The sequence below is a fragment of the Croceicoccus estronivorus genome, assembly GCF_001625325.1.
Classification (GTDB): Bacteria; Pseudomonadota; Alphaproteobacteria; order Sphingomonadales; family Sphingomonadaceae; genus Caenibius; species Caenibius estronivorus.
On sequence record NZ_JRQQ01000003.1, the window covers coordinates 95,853 to 112,830 of the forward strand.

16 protein-coding genes are annotated in these 16,978 nt (G+C 60.9%); 11 read left to right on the forward strand and 5 right to left on the reverse strand.

From position 1 onward, the window contains the following. Positions 1-43: 43 nt before the first annotated feature. From MB02_RS06805 to MB02_RS06825, 5 genes are all read left to right on the forward strand, one after another. Positions 44-787: a YebC/PmpR family DNA-binding transcriptional regulator gene (locus tag MB02_RS06805; RefSeq protein WP_067534490.1), complete on the forward strand. Its 744-nt coding sequence runs from the start codon at positions 44-46 to the stop codon at positions 785-787. Between the two features lie 267 nt (positions 788-1,054). Beyond that, positions 1,055-2,098, forward strand: coding sequence for an acyl-CoA desaturase (locus MB02_RS06810; RefSeq protein WP_170304658.1), 1,044 nt, complete (start codon positions 1,055-1,057; stop codon positions 2,096-2,098). Positions 2,099-2,142: 44 nt separating this feature from the next. Then, positions 2,143-2,616, forward strand: a complete 474-nt coding sequence (gene ruvC / locus MB02_RS06815; RefSeq protein ID WP_067534496.1) for a crossover junction endodeoxyribonuclease RuvC — start codon at positions 2,143-2,145, stop codon at positions 2,614-2,616. Between the two features lie 9 nt (positions 2,617-2,625). Continuing rightward, complete coding sequence (locus MB02_RS06820) at positions 2,626-2,973, forward strand: ArsC family reductase (RefSeq protein WP_067534499.1); 348 nt, start codon at positions 2,626-2,628, stop codon at positions 2,971-2,973. A 223-nt stretch (positions 2,974-3,196) separates the two neighbouring features. Continuing rightward, entirely contained in the window at positions 3,197-3,715 is a 519-nt protein-coding gene (locus MB02_RS06825; RefSeq protein ID WP_082826049.1) for a GNAT family N-acetyltransferase, read from the forward strand. A 60-nt stretch (positions 3,716-3,775) separates the two neighbouring features. Here MB02_RS06825 and MB02_RS06830 read toward each other — a convergent pair whose 3' ends face one another. Then, positions 3,776-5,872, reverse strand: coding sequence for a putative bifunctional diguanylate cyclase/phosphodiesterase (locus MB02_RS06830; RefSeq protein WP_067534503.1), 2,097 nt, complete (start codon positions 5,870-5,872; stop codon positions 3,776-3,778). Positions 5,873-6,105: 233 nt separating this feature from the next. Here MB02_RS06830 and MB02_RS06835 point away from each other — a divergent pair, with 233 nt between their 5' ends. After that, positions 6,106-7,353 carry an MFS transporter gene (locus tag MB02_RS06835; RefSeq protein WP_067535020.1) on the forward strand — a complete coding sequence of 416 codons (1,248 nt, stop codon included), beginning with the start codon at positions 6,106-6,108 and terminating at the stop codon, positions 7,351-7,353. Here MB02_RS06835 and ubiG read toward each other — a convergent pair. Next, positions 7,350-8,108 carry a bifunctional 2-polyprenyl-6-hydroxyphenol methylase/3-demethylubiquinol 3-O-methyltransferase UbiG gene (gene ubiG / locus MB02_RS06840; protein WP_067534506.1) on the reverse strand — a complete coding sequence of 253 codons (759 nt, stop codon included), beginning with the start codon at positions 8,106-8,108 and terminating at the stop codon, positions 7,350-7,352. The two genes, MB02_RS06835 and ubiG, sit on opposite strands and share 4 nt — an antisense overlap. Before the next feature lie 53 nt (positions 8,109-8,161). Here ubiG and MB02_RS06845 point away from each other — a divergent pair, with 53 nt between their 5' ends. Both MB02_RS06845 and MB02_RS06850 read left to right on the forward strand, forming a co-directional pair. Then, entirely contained in the window at positions 8,162-9,427 is a 1,266-nt protein-coding gene (locus tag MB02_RS06845; RefSeq protein ID WP_067535023.1) for an aspartate kinase, read from the forward strand. 62 nt (positions 9,428-9,489) lie between these two features. Further along, positions 9,490-9,930 carry a nuclear transport factor 2 family protein gene (locus MB02_RS06850; protein ID WP_082826023.1) on the forward strand — a complete coding sequence of 147 codons (441 nt, stop codon included), beginning with the start codon at positions 9,490-9,492 and terminating at the stop codon, positions 9,928-9,930. A 95-nt stretch (positions 9,931-10,025) separates the two neighbouring features. Here MB02_RS06850 and katG read toward each other — a convergent pair whose 3' ends face one another. Next, positions 10,026-12,179 carry a catalase/peroxidase HPI gene (katG, locus tag MB02_RS06855; protein WP_067534509.1) on the reverse strand — a complete coding sequence of 718 codons (2,154 nt, stop codon included), beginning with the start codon at positions 12,177-12,179 and terminating at the stop codon, positions 10,026-10,028. 287 nt (positions 12,180-12,466) lie between these two features. Between katG and MB02_RS06860 the strand changes: the two genes are divergently transcribed. Further along, positions 12,467-13,477: an NAD(P)H-dependent flavin oxidoreductase gene (locus MB02_RS06860; RefSeq protein WP_067534512.1), complete on the forward strand. Its 1,011-nt coding sequence runs from the start codon at positions 12,467-12,469 to the stop codon at positions 13,475-13,477. A 7-nt stretch (positions 13,478-13,484) separates the two neighbouring features. On the opposite strand, the gene MB02_RS06865 is transcribed toward MB02_RS06860, so the two are convergent. Then, positions 13,485-14,216, reverse strand: coding sequence for an alpha/beta fold hydrolase (locus tag MB02_RS06865; protein WP_170304659.1), 732 nt, complete (start codon positions 14,214-14,216; stop codon positions 13,485-13,487). 171 nt (positions 14,217-14,387) lie between these two features. Here MB02_RS06865 and MB02_RS06870 point away from each other — a divergent pair, with 171 nt between their 5' ends. After that, positions 14,388-15,380, forward strand: a complete 993-nt coding sequence (locus MB02_RS06870; protein WP_067534518.1) for an SPFH domain-containing protein — start codon at positions 14,388-14,390, stop codon at positions 15,378-15,380. Then, the gene (locus tag MB02_RS06875) at positions 15,380-15,826 is read left to right on the forward strand and encodes an NfeD family protein (protein WP_067534521.1); all 447 of its coding nucleotides are present in this window, start codon (positions 15,380-15,382) and stop codon (positions 15,824-15,826) included. Before MB02_RS06870 ends, MB02_RS06875 begins: the two co-directional genes overlap by 1 nt. Positions 15,827-15,831: 5 nt before the next feature. Here the strand turns inward: MB02_RS06875 and MB02_RS06880 are convergent, their stop codons facing one another. Beyond that, positions 15,832-16,791: a complex I NDUFA9 subunit family protein gene (locus MB02_RS06880; RefSeq protein ID WP_170304660.1), complete on the reverse strand. Its 960-nt coding sequence runs from the start codon at positions 16,789-16,791 to the stop codon at positions 15,832-15,834. Positions 16,792-16,978: the final 187 nt, after the last annotated feature.

A 16,978-nucleotide genomic window follows, 5' to 3' on the forward strand; every position in this document is an offset into this window, starting at 1 on the left:
GGCGCCCATCGATTTTCCAAAGCTAGAGACAAAGACGAGAGCCATGGCAGGCCATTCCAAATTCAAGAACATCATGCATCGCAAGGGCGCGCAGGATAAAAAGCGCTCGGCCATGTTTTCCAAGCTCAGCCGCGAAATCACCGTTGCGGCGAAAATGGGGGCACCCGATCCGGATATGAATCCGCGCCTGCGCCTGGCAGTCAACAATGCCAAGGCGCAATCGATGCCCAAGGACAATATCCAGCGCGCAATCGACAAGGCGTCTGCCAACGAAGGCGACGATTACGAAGAAGTGCGCTACGAAGGATACGGACCGGGCGGCGTCGCTCTGATTGTCGAGGCACTGACGGACAACCGCAATCGCACGGCTACCAATGTTCGTACGGCCTTTTCCAAGAACGGTGGTAATCTCGGGGCATCCGGGGCGGTGAGTCACGGTTTCGAGCGTAAGGGACTGATCGAATATCCCGTCAGCGCAGGGGATGAGGAGAAAGTCCTCGAAGCGGCCATCGAAGCCGGGGCCGACGATGTGGAAAGCACGGAAGACGGCCACACGATCTGGACCGAGATGGAAGCTCTTCACGAAGTCGCCAGCGCGTTGGAAAAGGCGCTGGGCGAGGCTGAGAGTGTGAAGCTGGCTTGGAAACCGAATCTGACAGTCGATGTCGCTGAAAAAGAGGCGCAGACCCTGTTCAAGCTGATCGATGCGCTCGACGACGATGACGATGTGCAGACCGTGTGGGGCAATTACGATGTCTCTGACGAAGTGATGGCGAATCTGGGCTAAGCCTGCATCGCGGATACGTGCCCGGCTGGATGGCCGGGGCTGACGTAGGCCGGTTTGCGCCGATATTTTAACGCTGAATTGCAATTGCGCCGGGGGCTTCTGCCTTTCCGGCGCAATTGCTGTTGGGCCTGACCTGCCTGGCCAGGGCTTGCGCGCACACCGGAGGGCTCGGCTCGTTAACTATTACACCTTAGGGTTTTAGCCTTTTACCATAGTTAATATTTCGTGTAGCTTTATTGCTTGACCCGGCTCTTGGGGGTGCAGGCAATGGAAACGAAGCTGATTGATGATCCCGTGCAGGACGCGGTTGGGCGTGCGGATGTGCCGCTCGTTCCCGGCAGGGACGCGGATGTCGTCGCCCGTCCGGCACGTGGGAAAACCTACGAAGACCTGATTATCGAGCGTTGGCGTTCCGCGGTCCGTTTCGGCGGGCCCGAAGCGGCGGAGCGGCGGCGTGAACACCTCGTCTATGCGGCGATCAAGCAAGGGGGGGCATTGGCCGCGCTTGCTTATATCGTGCTTCAGCCGACAAGCTGGGTCGAGTGGTCCGGATTCGCGTTCTTCTACGTGCTCAATATTCTGGGCATGTCGATCGGCTATCACCGCTATTTCACGCACAAGGCGTTCGAGACGTCGAAGCCGATGCGCTATGCGTTCGGGGCCCTGGCACAAATGGGTGTGTACGGATCGCTCAAGCGCTGGTGCATGGACCATCGCCGCCACCATACGCTGTCGGATCAGCCCGGTGACATCCACAGCCCCTATGTGGATGATTATGGCCGCCCGCTTGCGGGGCGGAAAGGTCTCAAGCATGCCCATCTCGGCTGGGCTTACGGCGAAGCGACCACCAATCCCGACATGTACGGAAAAGGGATCGTCGGCGATCCGGTGATCGAATGGGCGCACAAGACGCGCTACTTCTGGTTCGCGGTGTCGGCCGTCATCGCGCCGGGGCTGTGGGGTCTGGCGTTCGGTGGACCGGGCGCCGTACTGGGCACGATCATGGTCGCAGGCTTTCTCCGCCTGGCGCTGGCGCTTCACATGATCGCGGCAGTCAACAGCTTCGGCCACCGTTATGGCTATCAGAACTTCAAGGATCTGGACCAAGCGCGCAACAACCTGTTTCTCGGCTATCTCACGCTGGGCGAGGGGTGGCACAACAACCACCACGCCCACCCACGCGGTGTTTCGACCAGTGTCAGGTGGTACGAAATCGATGCCAGCGCATGGGTCATCTATGCCTTGGAAAAACTCGGGCTGGTCTGGAACGTGCAACGGCCGGATATGCACGCGCGGCCTCACCACCGCTGATCGTTTCCCTTTCGCTGCGGGATCTATCCCGCTAGGCCGGGGCGATGATTATCCTCGGCCTCGACCCTTCGTTGTCCTGCACCGGCTGGGGTATTATCCGCAGCGAGGGCGCGCGGCTGTCGCACATCGCCAATGGGCAGGTGGCCACCGATGCGAAGGCGTCGTTGCCCGAACGCCTGCTGCATCTGTTGGATGCGGTTTACGCGGTGATCGGGCAGTACGAACCAGATCGCGCTGCGGTCGAGGAAGTCTTCGTCAACAAGAACCCGCAGTCGACACTCAAGCTGGCCCAGGCGCGCGGGGCCGTATTGGCCGCCTGTGGGCGTGCATCCCTGCTTGTGCATGAACATTCACCACGCAGCGTGAAGAAATCAGTGGTGGGAACGGGCGCTGCGGAAAAGGCGCAGGTTCAGGCGATGCTGAAAATCCTGTTGCCGGGGGCGGCGATTGCCGGGGCGGACGCTGCGGATGCCCTTGCCGTCGCGATTGCCGACGCCCATCTCGGAACGGTGAGATAGGAGAACCAGGTGAGCATTACCCTTTACGGCATTCCCAATTGCGACACAGTGAAAAAGGCGCGCAAATGGCTTGATGAGCAGGGAATCGGTTACCGCTTTCATGACTACAAGAAGGAAGGTGCCGATGCTGGGAAGCTGGAGGCCTGGGTTGGGGCAAAGGGCTGGGAAGAAATTCTCAATCGCCGGGGAACGACGTTCCGCAAGCTACCGGATGCGGACAAGGAAGGGATCGACGCAGACAAGGCCGTGAAGCTGATGGCCGAGCATACGTCTGCCATCAAACGGCCGGTGGTCGAATATCCTGACGGACTGCTGGTCGGTTTCAAGGAAGCGGAATGGGCGGCTGCCCTGGGTTGATACGCTTCTGCTGTCCCGGCGTGCAGGCGATTGCCTGCCGCCTGCAAATGTGCCAATGGGTGCCGCGATGACTGACACCGTAAACACGTTCCGCTCGTTTTATTGGCGTTCCTTTTAAGGAGCGGCAAGTCGTCATCATTCGTGACAAATGCCGCCGTGTTCGGTGCGCATTGTCATTTTTCAGCATTGTCACTTGTCACGGCGGCCTCTTGAAGAGACCATCATGACTCATCCTTTCGACGATATACGTACCGCGCGCTGTCGCATCAGCCCTTTGCAACCGCATCATGCCGGGGCCCTGGCGGCGATAACCGACGCGTCGGTGACTGCCCGGGTCCATTTCCTGCCCGAACCGTTCACATTGGCCGAAGCCGAAACGCTGATTGCGGGGATGAACCCGGACAATCGCTTTCTTGGCGTGTGGGACAAGGATCTGGCGCGTCTGCACGGCGTGGTCGGCATTCACGCAAGAGGCGCGCGCGCGGTGGAGATCGGTTACTGGTTTGCCGCTGCGGCACGGGGACAGGGGCTTGCCGACGAGGCCGTTCGTGCGGTCGTAGCCATGCTGGCCCTGCGTTATCCGGACCGGCTCATCCTGGCGGAATGCCTGCCAGGCAACGTCCGGTCACGGGCGCTGCTTGAACGTCTCGGCTTCCTCGCCGATTCCGGCAGGGCGCATCGACCGGGAAGGGCACTGTTCCGGTGGCATCCCCATGCGAGCGGCAGGATCGATGTGTGCTGATGGAGGCGTCTCCGGCCCTGCGCGCCCTGAGCGGGGCGCAAGGCCGGGGGGGCGGATGTGCTAGGCAATACGCCGCTGTTCGATCTTCGTTTCGAGTTCGTGGGCAGGCCGGGCTTCGCCGAAGAGATAGCCCTGACCCTGCGCGCAGCCTTCGTCTCTCAGATAATCGCGGATCGCCTCGTGCTCGATCCCTTCGGCGGTCACTTTCATGCCGAGACTGCTGCCGAGACCGATCACTGCCCGGATGACTGCGCGGGAGTTGCTCTCTTCATCGAGGCTCATGATAAAGGACTTGTCGATCTTGATCTTGGTGAAGGGGTAGCTGAGCAGGTAGCGCAAGGAACTGTATCCCGTGCCGAAATCGTCCATCGACAGCCCGACCCCCAGCATGCGCAGGCTTCGGATGACCGAGAGCGTTTGCGGGTTGCGGTCCATGAGGACGGCTTCGGTGATCTCCAGTTCGAGCCGCTCGGCCCTGAGGCCTGAACCGGACAGGGCCTGCAGGACGGAATTGAGCAAGTTGCCGCTACGGAATTGCAGGGGGGAAACATTGACTGACAGCAGGATGTCATCGCCCCATTTGGTCGCTTCCATGCAGGCTGTGCGCAGGACGAATTGTCCGAGGTTTTCGATCAGCCCGAGGTCTTCCGCCAGCGGGATGAACACTTCCGGCGAAATGGCACCCCATTCGGGATGGGTCCATCTCAGCAAGGCTTCGTATCCTTCCAGCTCTCCGCCGGACAGATTGATCATCGGCTGGTAGTGAACCTGCAGCGTGCCTTTCTGCACAGCGTCCCGGAAATCGTTTTCCAGCTTGGACCTTTGCTGGGCGGCCGTGTCCATGGCCAGTTCGAAGCGGCGATAGGTGCCGCGCTTGGTGGCCTTGGCAGCGTAAAGGGCCAGATCGGCATACCGCAGCAGGGTTTCCGGATCGGCACTGTCGCGCATCGAACTGGCGCTGCCGATGGTGGCCCCGATATGCAGCGAATGATCCCCGATGAAGAACGGGGTCGACAGCGCGGTGATGATGGATTTGGCCACCAGTTCGACCTGATCATGGCTGGCGTTGCGGAAGATGATGGCGAATTCATCTCCTCCGATCCGGCAAAGCAGGGCCCGCTTCGGGATCTGGGCCATCATGCGTCGGGCCGCCTCGGCGAGGAGGGCGTCGCCGACCAGGTGGCCATAAGTATCGTTGACGGCCTTGAAGTGGTCCAGATCGACCAGGGAGATCGTGAGATCTTCCGGTTTCTCTTCCTGCACGAGCAGGTCATAGAGCCGTTCCCGGCAATGGGCTCGGTTGGCCAGTCCGGTCAATTCGTCATGCCGGGCCATATGGGCCATGCGGGCTTCCACGCGGCGACGCTCCGTCACGTCGAACACGGAAATTATCGTCGCCTTTTCGCCTGAAAGCACGGATTGCCGCGTGAACAGGACGGATTCCAGACGGCTACCCTCCTTGTTGCGCTGCCGCCAGAAACGATCTTTCTCGGAACAGTTCGTCGCCAGGACCGTCCGTGCTTCCTGCCATTCGTCGTCCGCGAACAGGCGACTGGCAGGCAGGCCTTCCATTTCGTCCTTCGCATAACCGAAATGTTCGAGCGCGGCGTCATTCGCGGCCTGGATGCACTCGCGCCGGGGATCATAGACCAGCAGCGGAACGGGATTGCCTTCGAAGAGCAGGCGGAAGGATTCCTCGCGATCCTTGAGGTCGGTTATGTCCACTCTCAGCCCGATGGTGCCGCCGTCGTGAGTCTTGCGCTCCTCGATCATGATGCAGCGCCCGTTGGACAGCCGCTGTTCGTGGCGCACGCCGGGGTTTTCCATCAGCGAAAGACGATGGGAAAGCCATTCTTCCTCGCATCCCGCCGCTTCGGGATAGTCGCCGCGTTCCACGCCAATCCGCAGGGTATCCGCCAGTCTGGCGCCAGGTTCCAGCAGATCCGCGGATTTTGCGTATATTTCCGCGTACTTCTGGTTCCAGAGGATGTAGCGTCCTTCGGGGTCGAGAAACACGATGCCTTCGGGCAGGACGTCGATTGCTTCGCGCAGACGCCGTTCGGCACGGTCGGCGGCCTCCTTCGCAGCACGCAGCGTTTCGAGATCTCCAAAGCTCGCAGGCGTGTATGTGACCGATGGGGCAGTGTTGGCTGTCATTCTTCCATCCTCTGGGAGTGTGGAATCTCCATAACGGGATGAGAGTTAATTCTTTGCTGCATTGCAACGCAATCTCTGAAAACAGCGCATCGTAAGGGTAAACGCACTGATTACACACGCTTTTGCCAGGGTGCCCTTGAGTTGCTTGCGGCAAACTGGTCTAAATGCCGGGCAGCCAATTCCGGCATATCCATAGTGAAAGGAGTAGCAGGCGCCTTGCGGCGCTGAACCGATTGATGCGTGCTTTGTTTCCCGTTGTTACCTTACTCGTCGCCATATTCATGTTCATGTCCGGCAGCGGGGCCCTGCCTGCGGTGCTGGGCGTCCGGCTCGATCACGCTGGTTATGCGACACCGCTGATCGGCCTGGTCGGCACCAGCTATTTCGTCGGCCTCACGGTGGGTTCCGTCGTCATTTTGCGGCTGGTGGGCCGTGTTGGGCATATCCGGGCCTTTGCCGTCTTCGTTTCGCTGTTCTCCGCCAGCGCACTTGCCTATTCGATCGTTCAGGCGATTCCCTTGTGGATCGTGCTCCGCTTCGTCGATGGCTTCTGTGTCGCCGGCGTATTCGTGTGCCTGGAAAGCTGGCTCAACGATCAGGCGGAAACGGAACGCCGGGGGGGCACTCTCGCTTTCTATATGATGGCGCTGTACGGCGGGCAGGCGCTCAGCCAGCTATTGCTCAGCGTGGAAATGGGCAATCCCAGGCTGCCTTTCGTCATCGCCTCGCTGATCCTGTCGCTTACCGTGATTCCGGTCGCGCTGACACGCATGGTCGCGCCCGCGACGGAGGATCAGCAGCCGTTCGCGCTTCGCCGGTTATATGCGGCCTCGCCATTGGGCCTTGTCGGCGCAATGGCTACCGGGCTCATGCTGGGGGCATTTTATGCGATGGCAGCCATTCATGCGCAGCGCATAGGCATGTCCAATCTCGCGATTGCCAGCCTGATCGCCAGCGTGATTGCCGGAGGCGTAATTCTGCAATGGCCGCTGGGTCGGCTGTCGGACCGGTTCGACCGGCGCATGGTTATCGTCATCTGCTTCGCTCTGACTGCCTTGATATGCGGGGCGATGACCCTCGTGACTGATCCGGGCATTTTCACGTTTCTTGGCGTGCTGTTCGGCGGCTTTGCCTTTGCGCTCTATCCCTTGTGCGTGGCCCATACGAACGATCACCTTGCCGCGAATGAACGCACCGGCGCGACCGGGGGACTGATCCTGACATATTCGGCGGGGGCGGCCGTGGGGCCGCTTGCCAGCGCCCTTGCGATGACTGTCGCCGGTCCGGGTGGGCTCTACCTGTTCATCGGAGCAGTCGCGGCGCTGGCTTTCGCATTTGGTATCTGGCGTCAGTTCGTGGCTCTGCCGGTCCCGGGCGAGGAGCAGCATTCCTTCCAGATACTACCCCGCACTACGCCGATGATCGCAGCGCTGGACCCTGAACTGCCTGCGGATGACGATCCGGAAGAACGCCGGGTCTAGGCCTGGCGTGCGGTTACGATAAAGTTGAGCGCGAGATTGTTCGACAGGTGCAGGCCTTTCGCAGGTGAATAGGCGATTCCGCACGGATCGCCCATTTTCAGCCCGGCATCGGCCAGTAAATCATGCAATTCTGGCGGTGTGATGAAATCGTCCCAGTTGTGCGTGCCCTTGGGAATTGCACCGAGCCCTTCGGCCAGTTGTACCATCAGCAGGCGTGATTGCGGTGTGCGGTTGGGGCTGGAGAGCAGCATCAGGCCACCGGGCGCAAGGTGACGGGCCAGTCCGTGGATGAAGGCCTGCTTGTCTGCGACATGTTCGACCACTTCCATCGCGGTGACGAGATCGAATGCCCCGAGACCCAGCGCTTCCAACTCGCCGTCGCGATAGTCGATGGCAAGGCCCGACCCTGCGGCATGTTCGCGGGCGGCGGCGATGTTTTCCGCTGCTGCATCCACCCCTGTGACGCTTGCCCCCAGCCGAGCGAGCGGTTCCGCCAGCAGGCCTGCGCCGCAGCCGACGTCGAGTGCGGATTTGCCAGCCAGCGGTTTCAGCGATTGCGGGTCTTTCCCCCAGTGGGCGTTCACTGCATCGCGCAGGAAGGCAAGCCGAACGGGATTGAGCTTGTGGAGCATGGCGGAAGACCCATCCGGGTCCCACCAGTCGGCAGCCAGCCGCCCGAAGTGGGCGGCTTCTTCGGGGCGAATAGTTGCCTGGTCTGCGAGGTCGGCATTTGTGCCGGGAGTTGCAATCGTCATGCCACACCCCTAACAGCGCGCCGAACCTGATTCCAGCAGCAGGAGCTTTGAGCTTGGCTCGCATTGTAATGAAATTCGGCGGTACTTCGATGGCGGGGACAGAGCGGATCCGCCGTGTCGCCAACATCGTTCGCCGCCAGCAGGCGGCCGGGCATGAAGTGGCAGTGGTCGTTTCGGCGATGGCCGGGGAAACGGATCGTCTGGTCGGTTTCTGCCGTGAAGCCAACGCTCTTTACGATCCGGCTGAATACGACGTGGTCGTCGCTGCGGGCGAACAGGTCACGTCGGGCCTTCTGGCGCTGACCCTGCAGGCGATGGGCTGCAAGGCCCGCAGCTGGCTTGGGTGGCAGTTGCCGATCAAGACGGACGATGCCCATGCGAAGGCGCGGATCGAGGATATCGATTCCGATGCGCTGGTGGCTTCGATGCAGGCAGGCGAAATCGCGGTGATCCCGGGGTTCCAGGGTCTGGATCCCGCTGGACGGGTGACGACGCTGGGTCGCGGCGGGTCGGATACGTCGGCAGTTGCCGTCGCGGCGGCAGTGAAGGCCGACCGGTGCGACATCTACACCGACGTGGACGGGGTTTACACCACCGATCCTCGCATCGTCGCCAAGGCGCGGAAGCTGCCCAGCGTTACGTACGAGGAAATGTTGGAGCTGGCCTCGGTCGGCTCAAAGGTTCTGCAGACGCGCTCCGTCAGCCTCGCGATGAAGGAAGGCGTGCGGGTGCAGGTTTTGTCATCCTTTGTCGACGATGATGCCCCGCTGGCAGACGACCTGCCGGGCACGATGATCGTGAGCGACGAGGAACTGGAAGGACTTGAAATGGAGCACCAGCTGATCACCGGCATCGCCGCCGACAAGAACGAGGCGAAGGTTACTCTTACACGTGTGGCCGACCGGCCCGGCGCGGTGGCGAGCATTTTCGGTCCGCTGGCCGCAGCCAACATCAATGTCGACATGATTATCCAGAACGTCGCCAAGGATAAGGGCGAGACGGATGTGACTTTCACGGTCACGCAGGCCGATCTCGACCGGACGCAGGCCTTGCTCGAAGAGCAGAAGGAAACCATCGGTTTCTATCGCATGATCACCGACAGCAAGGTGACCAAGATCAGTGTCGTCGGCGTTGGTATGCGCAGTCATGCGGGCATCGCAGCGACGATGTTCAAGACTCTGGCCGATCGTCGCATCAACATCCAGGCTATCTCGACCAGCGAGATCAAGGTGTCGGTGCTGATCGACGCCGATGAAACGGAACTGGCCGTTCGCGTGTTGCACACCGCCTATGGGCTGGACGCAACCGACGCAGGCTGAAACGGACGTACGCCGGGGGTATATCTGACCCGATACGGGCGGATCAGAAGTGGAGAGAGAGCATGACTGAACTTCCCGATAGTGCGCGCCAGCAGCTCAAGGAACAGGTTGGCGGCCCCTCTGCGGACCACATCCGTCGCGTGTTCGAACGCTACGCAGCACTGTTTACGGTGGGCGATACCGATGGGATCGCGGCTCTTTATGCCGAAGACGCGGTGGTTCGCGATCCGGTTACGTCACCAGCGGTAGAGGGGCGGGAAAACATCCGTGCCTGGTACCAATCCGCCTTCGACTCGATGGGAGGCGGCATGGAAATGAAGCTGGAAGGCGCGGTGCGCATCGCTGGTCATCTCGCCGCCGGGGCCCTGATCGTGCGCACTCACAATCACGAAACGGTGATGCGGGTCGAAACGCTCGACGTGATGGAATTTGGTGATGACGGCCTCATCCGCAGGATGGACGCCTATTTCGGCCCTTCGAATTATCACATGGAACAAGGGTGAAACCTCCGGGGCTCATGCCTGACCGATAGATAGCAAGGCCTCCCCCTGCCAGTGCAGGGGGAGGCCTTTTCGTTCGCGGCTTAATTCGCCGGGTTTCAGTCGAGGTCGAAACGGTCGGCGTTCATGACCTTGGTCCAGGCGGCGATGAAGTCCTTCACGAACTTCTCCTTGTTGTCGTCCTGGGCATAGACCTCGGCATAGGCCCGCAAGATCGAGTTCGACCCGAAAGTGAGATCAAGCTCGGTTGCAGTCCATTTGACTGCGCCGGTCTTGCGATCCCGGATCTCGTAAAGCCCGCTGCCTGACGGTTGCCAGACGTTCGCCATATCGGTGAGATTGACGAAGAAGTCCGTCGTCAATGCCCCCTTCCGGTCGGTGAACACGCCATGTGCAGTACCGCCATGGTTGGCGCCGAGGACCCGCATGCCACCGACCAGAACAGTCATTTCCGGTGCGGTCAGACCCATCAGCTGGGTGCGGTCGAGCATCAGCTCGGCCGGGCTGACGACGTAATCCTTCTTCAGCCAGTTGCGGTAACCGTCGTGGATCGGCTCCAGCGGCTCGAAGCTTTCGGCGTCGGTTTGCTCGTCCGTGGCGTCGCCCCGGCCTGGCGCGAAAGGTACGGTCACATCGAAGCCCGCAGCCTTGGCCGCCTGTTCGACACCGACGTTGCCGGCCAGCACGAGAACGTCCGCTACGCTGGCACCGGCCGCCGCCGCGATCGGTTCGAGTACGGACAGTACTTTGGCAAGGCGTTCGGGTTCGTTACCCTCCCAATCCTTCATCGGGGCGAGCCGGATACGTGCACCGTTGGCGCCGCCCCGCATGTCCGATTGCCGATAGGTCCGTGCGCTGTCCCATGCGGTAGAGACCATCTCCGCGATGGAGAGTCCGCTGGCGGCGATCTTGGCCTTGACTGCATCGACATCATACGAGGCATTGCCTGCCGGAACCGGATCCTGCCAGAGCAGATCCTCTGCCGGAACGTCGGGCCCGATGTAGCGGGCCTTCGGCCCCATGTCGCGGTGGGTCAGCTTGAACCAGGCTCTCGCGAAGACTTCGCGGAAATATTCCGGGTCGCTATAGAACCGCTCCGAGATCTTCCGATAGATCGGATCCTTGACCATCGCCATATCGGCATCGGTCATGATCGGATTGTAGCGGATCGACGGATCTTCGACATCAACGGGCTTGTCTTCCTCCTTGATGTTGATCGGTTCCCACTGATTGGCCCCGGCAGGGCTTTTCTTCAGCTCCCAATCGTAATTGAAAAGCAGATAGAAATAGCCGTTGTCGAATACGGTGGGGTGGGTCGTCCAGGCGCCTTCGATCCCGCTGGTGATGGTATCGCGCCCCAGGCCCTTGCCGTTGGGGTTCTTCCAGCCGAAGCCCTGGTTTTCCACCGGGGCGCCTTCGGGATCGGGGCCGAGCAGTTCGGCGTTGCCGTTCCCGTGGCACTTGCCGACCGTGTGACCGCCAGCGGTCAGGGCAACCGTCTCCTCGTCGTTCATGGCCATGCGTTCGAAAGTCACGCGCACGGCCTCCGCCGTCTTCAGCGGATCGGACTTGCCGTCGACCCCTTCGGGATTGACGTAGATCAGGCCCATTTGCACCGCGGCCAGGGGGTTCTCCAGCGAGCCCTCATCATTGCTGTCGGTGTAGCGGTCCTTGCCCAGCCATTCCTTTTCCGACCCCCAGTAGGTGTCGATTTCGGGATGCCAGATGTCCTCGCGGCCAAAGCCGAAGCCAAAGGTCTTGAGGCCCATGGTTTCGTAGGCGATCGTGCCGGCCATGATGATGAGATCCGCCCAGCTGACCTTGTTGCCGTATTTCTTCTTGATCGGCCACAGGAGACGGCGGGCCTTGTCCAGGCTGACGTTATCGGGCCAGGAATTGAGCGGAGCGAAACGCTGGTTGCCAGTGCCGCCGCCACCGCGGCCATCGGCCACGCGATAGGAACCCGCGGCGTGCCAGGACATGCGGATCATCAAGCCGCCATAGTGCCCCCAGTCAGCTGGCCACCATTCCTGGCTGTCGGTCATGAGGTCGACCATGTCTTTCCGGAGCGCCTCGAAATCGAGTGTCTTGACCTCTTCACGATAGTTGAAGTCCGGCCCCATCGGATTGGTCTTGGCATCGTGCTGGTGCAGAATGTCGAAGTTCAGCGCATTGGGCCACCATTCCATGTTCGACGTGCTCATGGATGTGGCTGCCCCGTGCATGACCGGGCATTTGCTTTCGGCGTTCATAACATCTCCTCCTTCGCTCGATCGGCAGGATCAAACGATCCAGTTGAGCCCTGCCTGAGACACTACCCTTCAAACAAAAATCGTCTAAACCGATTATGTATTTCACTATCATCGAGTTTTGCGATTAAATGAAGCGGGCTATGTGCCTTGGGGTTGTTAAAGAGGATTCTTTACCGCCGCGTGTACGCCCGCAGAAAAGCGTCATCATGGCGCGGTCGTTGCTTGTCGGGCGGCAGATGGGCATCTAAGGCGTCCTGCCCTGAAAATTGCCAAGCACCGGAGCCCCGATGAGCGTCCATCCCAAGACTTCCACCCTGATGCGCCGTGGCGCCGAATTCCTCGGCAGCGAACATGCGATCCTTTGCGGCGCGATGAGTTGGGTCTCGGAACGCAATCTCGTCTCGGCAATTTCCAATGCCGGGGGCTTCGGGGTCATTGCCTGTGGGGCGATGACGCCGGAACTGCTGGATGCGGAAATCGCCGGAACGAAAGCGCTGACGGACAAGCCCTTCGGTGTGAATCTCATTACCATGCACCCGCAACTGTTCGATCTGATCGACGTTTGTGCAAGGCATGCCGTTGGCCATGTCGTGCTGGCAGGCGGTATTCCGCCCAAGGGCAGTGTGGAAGCGATCAAGGCCTTTGGCGCGAAAGTGATCGTGTTCGCGCCGACGCTGGCGCTGGCGAAGAAATTGCTTCGGTCCGGCGGCGATGCGTTGGTCATCGAAGGGATGGAAGCAGGGGGGCACATCGGCCCGGTTGCGACCAGTGTGCTGGCGCAGGAATTTCTCCCTGCTTTGGCGGAAGACTATATCGTGTTCGTGGCCGGCGGTATCGGACGGGGTGAGGCGATGGCCGGCTATCTCGAAATGGGGGCTGCCGGTGTGCAACTGGGCACTCGCTTCGCCTGCGCGACGGAATCGATTGCCCATCCCGATTTCAAGAAGGCATTTTTTCGCGCCAATGCCCGCGACGCAGTGGCAAGTGTCCAGGTCGATCCGCGCTTGCCCGTGATCCCCGTAAGGGCGCTCAAGAACAGCGGGACGGAGCTTTTCACTGCCAAGCAACGCGAAGTTGCCCAATTGCTCGACAGCGGCAAAGTGGAAATGGGTGAGGCGCAGCTGGAGATTGAGCACTATTGGGCCGGAGCGCTGCGACGGGCGGTGATCGACGGCGATGTCGAGAATGGCTCGCTCATGGCGGGCCAGTCGGTCGGCATGGTGAGCAAGGAAGAACCCGTCGCGGATATTATCGCGCAACTGATGCAGGAAAGCGAAGCCGCTCTTTCCCGCCGCTAGTGTGGCTTTAGGCCAGCGATAGCAGCGCTTCCGCCAGCTCTTCGGTTGCGGAATAAAAGGGGCTGTGATCGGCATCCAGAGTGACGACCTGTGTGCCCGGTGACAGCCCGATCATCGCGCGCTGAAATGCGATGTCGAGCGTCCTGTCGTCCGTACATTCGATATAGGTCCGCGGAATACGTCCCCAGCGATCTGCCGTTACGGGAACGTTCGATGCCAGCGTGGCCGCAGGTTCCGTGACCAGCTTGCTGACTGCTGCCTCAGCAAGATTGGCCGGACTCCTGTGGTAGAAGGCTTCAGGCGCGAAGTCGGGTGCAAAGGCAAGTCCGGCGCCATTGGCCTCCGGCTGCATTGCAGCCAGTATATCGTCATGCCCCGGTGCCGCTGCGTGAAATGCCTCAAGGCCGTTCTCGTCGGGACACATCAGGGCGGCGATATAGACGAGACCGGACATGGCGTCGGGATATTTTTCCGCAGTTGCGCTGATGACGAGGCCGCCGCGGCTGTGCCCGGCCAGAATCACGGGCCCATCAGCCCGCGAACGGAGATCACGGCAGAGATCCGCGGTAAAATCGGCCCATGCGTCCAGGCTGGCCTCTCGCAAGGCCTGCTCGTCACCGCCCATTCCGGGCAGATCCGGCGCAACGACCTCGTGACCCTGTTCTCGCAGGATTTCCACTACTGGGTCGAAGCACCAACCGCCATGGAAGGCACCATGTATCAGGACAAAACTGGCCACTATCTATCCTTCCCTCCGACAGGCGTTTTTCAGAGGTACAGGGAAATTTCCATAAATTTGCAAGCATTTTGGCCCATGACCGATTTTACTGAATAGTGGTTTCCGGAACTGCAATGCCCGGCTACCATCGGTTGGTCGCACCGCGGCCTTGATTTTTCTTGGGAGGGCCCGATGGGTGGGTTTCTAGTAGCGCTTGTCTTCGTTGTCGTGATTTTCCTGCTGATGGGCGTGCGGGTTGTCCGGCAGGGTTACGTTTACACGATCGAGAGGCTCGGCAAGTTCACGCTCGCTGCTCAGCCCGGTCTGCACCTCATTATCCCTTTCATCGACCGGGTCGGGCAAAAGGTGAACGTGATGGAGCAGGTGCTCGACATCCCCGGCCAGGAAATCATCACCAAGGACAACGCGATGGTCGGTGTCGATGCGGTGGTGTTCTTCCAGGTGCTCGACGCAGGCAAGGCGGCATACGAAGTACATAATCTCTACGCTTCGATCATGGCGCTCACGACCACGAACCTGCGTACGGTGATGGGTTCGATGGATCTCGACGAGACGCTGTCCAAGCGTGACGAGATCAATGCCCGGCTGCTTTCGGTGGTCGATCATGCGACCTCGCCCTGGGGCGTCAAGATCACGCGTGTCGAAATCAAGGACATTCGCCCCCCGCTGGACATATCCGAAGCGATGGCGCGCCAAATGAAGGCGGAGCGCCTGAAGCGTGCCGAAATCCTTGAGGCAGAGGGCGAACGCGCCTCGCAAATTCTGCGCGCGGAAGGGTTGAAGCAGTCGCAAATTCTCGCGGCGGAAGGGCGTCGTGAATCTGCCTTCCGCGATGCCGAGGCGCGCGAACGTGAAGCCGAAGCGGAAGCGCGTGCGACTGAAATGGTCAGCCACGCGATTGCCGAATCCGGTGCGCAGGCAATCAACTACTTCGTCGCGCAGAAATACACCGAGGCGGTCGGCAAGTTCGCCACATCGCCGAATGCCAAGACGATCCTCTTCCCGGTCGAAGCAAGCAATCTCATCGGCACGCTCGGCGGCATCGGAGAGCTGGTCAAGGATGCATTGGGCGATGGCGATGGTAACGGCGGTGCCCGTCCCACGGCTCCGCGCAGGACGGTTACACCCCGGTCGACCGTGCCGCCCACGGCCGGAGGGCAGTGATGGACGGGCTCGACAACCTCGACCCCCATTGGGCGTGGCTGGCGATTGGCCTGATACTTGCGGCAGCGGAAATGGCCGTTCCCGGCGTGTTCCTTATCTGGCTTGCCGGGGCGGCGCTCGTCACTGGCGTTGTGGCATGGCTCTTGCCCATCGGGTTGCCGATCCAGATCGTGATCTTCGCGCTTTTGGCAATTCTGGCCGTTTTCACCGGGCGCAATTACCTGCGGGCCAATCCGGTGGAAGAAGCCGACCCGAAAATGAACCACCGCGGTGCGAGGCTGGCCGGAGAAACCGCCGTCGTGACACAGGCTATCGTCGGCGGAAGCGGCCGGATTCGCCATGGCGACAGCGAGTGGCTGGCTCGCGGTCCGGATGCGGCCCCTGGCGTGCGGGTCCGCATCACTGGCAGTGACGGGGCGGTGTTGCTGGTCGAACCGGTCGAATAACCGGATCAGGCGGCGTTGGTGCTGGTTCCGAAGCGACCGTGCTTGCGGTAGCGTAGCATCCAGCGATCAAGGAACAATTCCAGCGGGCGCGGGGCAATGCCCAGCGCCTGCAGGCCTGGCAACTGGCCTGACGGTACATTCCCGGCCTTCAGCAGCTTCCACTGATCGGTACTCAGCGGTGCGCCTGGCAGCCAGCCGGTCAACGCCGCGATTGCGCCTGACACGGCATCGGGCAATTCCATGAACATGCGTTCGCGCCCTTGTGAGGACGCGATCATCCGGTTCAGCTTCGCCATATCATACGCTTCGGGCCCGGCAATTTCGTAGGTCTTGCTGCCATGTTTGGTCGGATCGACCAGGGCTTCAACTATCGCCCGGGCCGCATCGTCCACATGCAGGGGCTGGATTTTCGCGGTGGGGGCAAAAACGGGCATGACGGGCAGGGCCGCAATCAATCCGGCGAACATGTTGATGAAATGATCGTCCTCCCCGAACAGGATGGAAGGACGCAGGATGGTTGCCTTGGGGAAGGCCGCGCGCACGGCCTTTTCGCCATCGGCTTTGGTCCGGGCATAGCGGACGTCCGATTCGCCATCCGCACCGATCGCCGAAATATGAACGAATGCGCCTGCACCGGCTTGCGCTGCCGCTTGTGCTGCGTTTCCTGCACCATGAGCGTGAACGGCGTCGAGATCGCCGTCAAAAGTGCCTGCCAGGTAAACGGCGGCGTCTGCTCCGTTCATTAGCGGGAAGATGCTGGCCGGTTTGGCCACATCGCACCGGACAAATTGAATCTGTCCCAGCTTGGCGAGAGGTTTCAGGCGGAAACCGCGTTCGGGATGGCGTGAAGCGATGCGCAGCCTTGCGCCACGAGCCAACAGTTCTTGAGCGACATGCGAACCGAGCATGCCGCTGCCACCCAGAAGCACTACCAGTTTGCCGTCCAGCGGGTCCGTCTTTGCCATAGTTATGCAGGTCCAGCCTGTGATCGAAGTTGTAGAGTAGGGCACCGCCATGCCGCAAGCTGCGGCACATCGCAAGGCGTGCCTTGCACAGTGTTTTCGCCTTGCGTGCGAGAAGCGTTGACAAGCGTACCGGATGGGCGCTATCGGCCCGCCCCTACCCGCCGCACAGCATCCGATGACTGCGCGG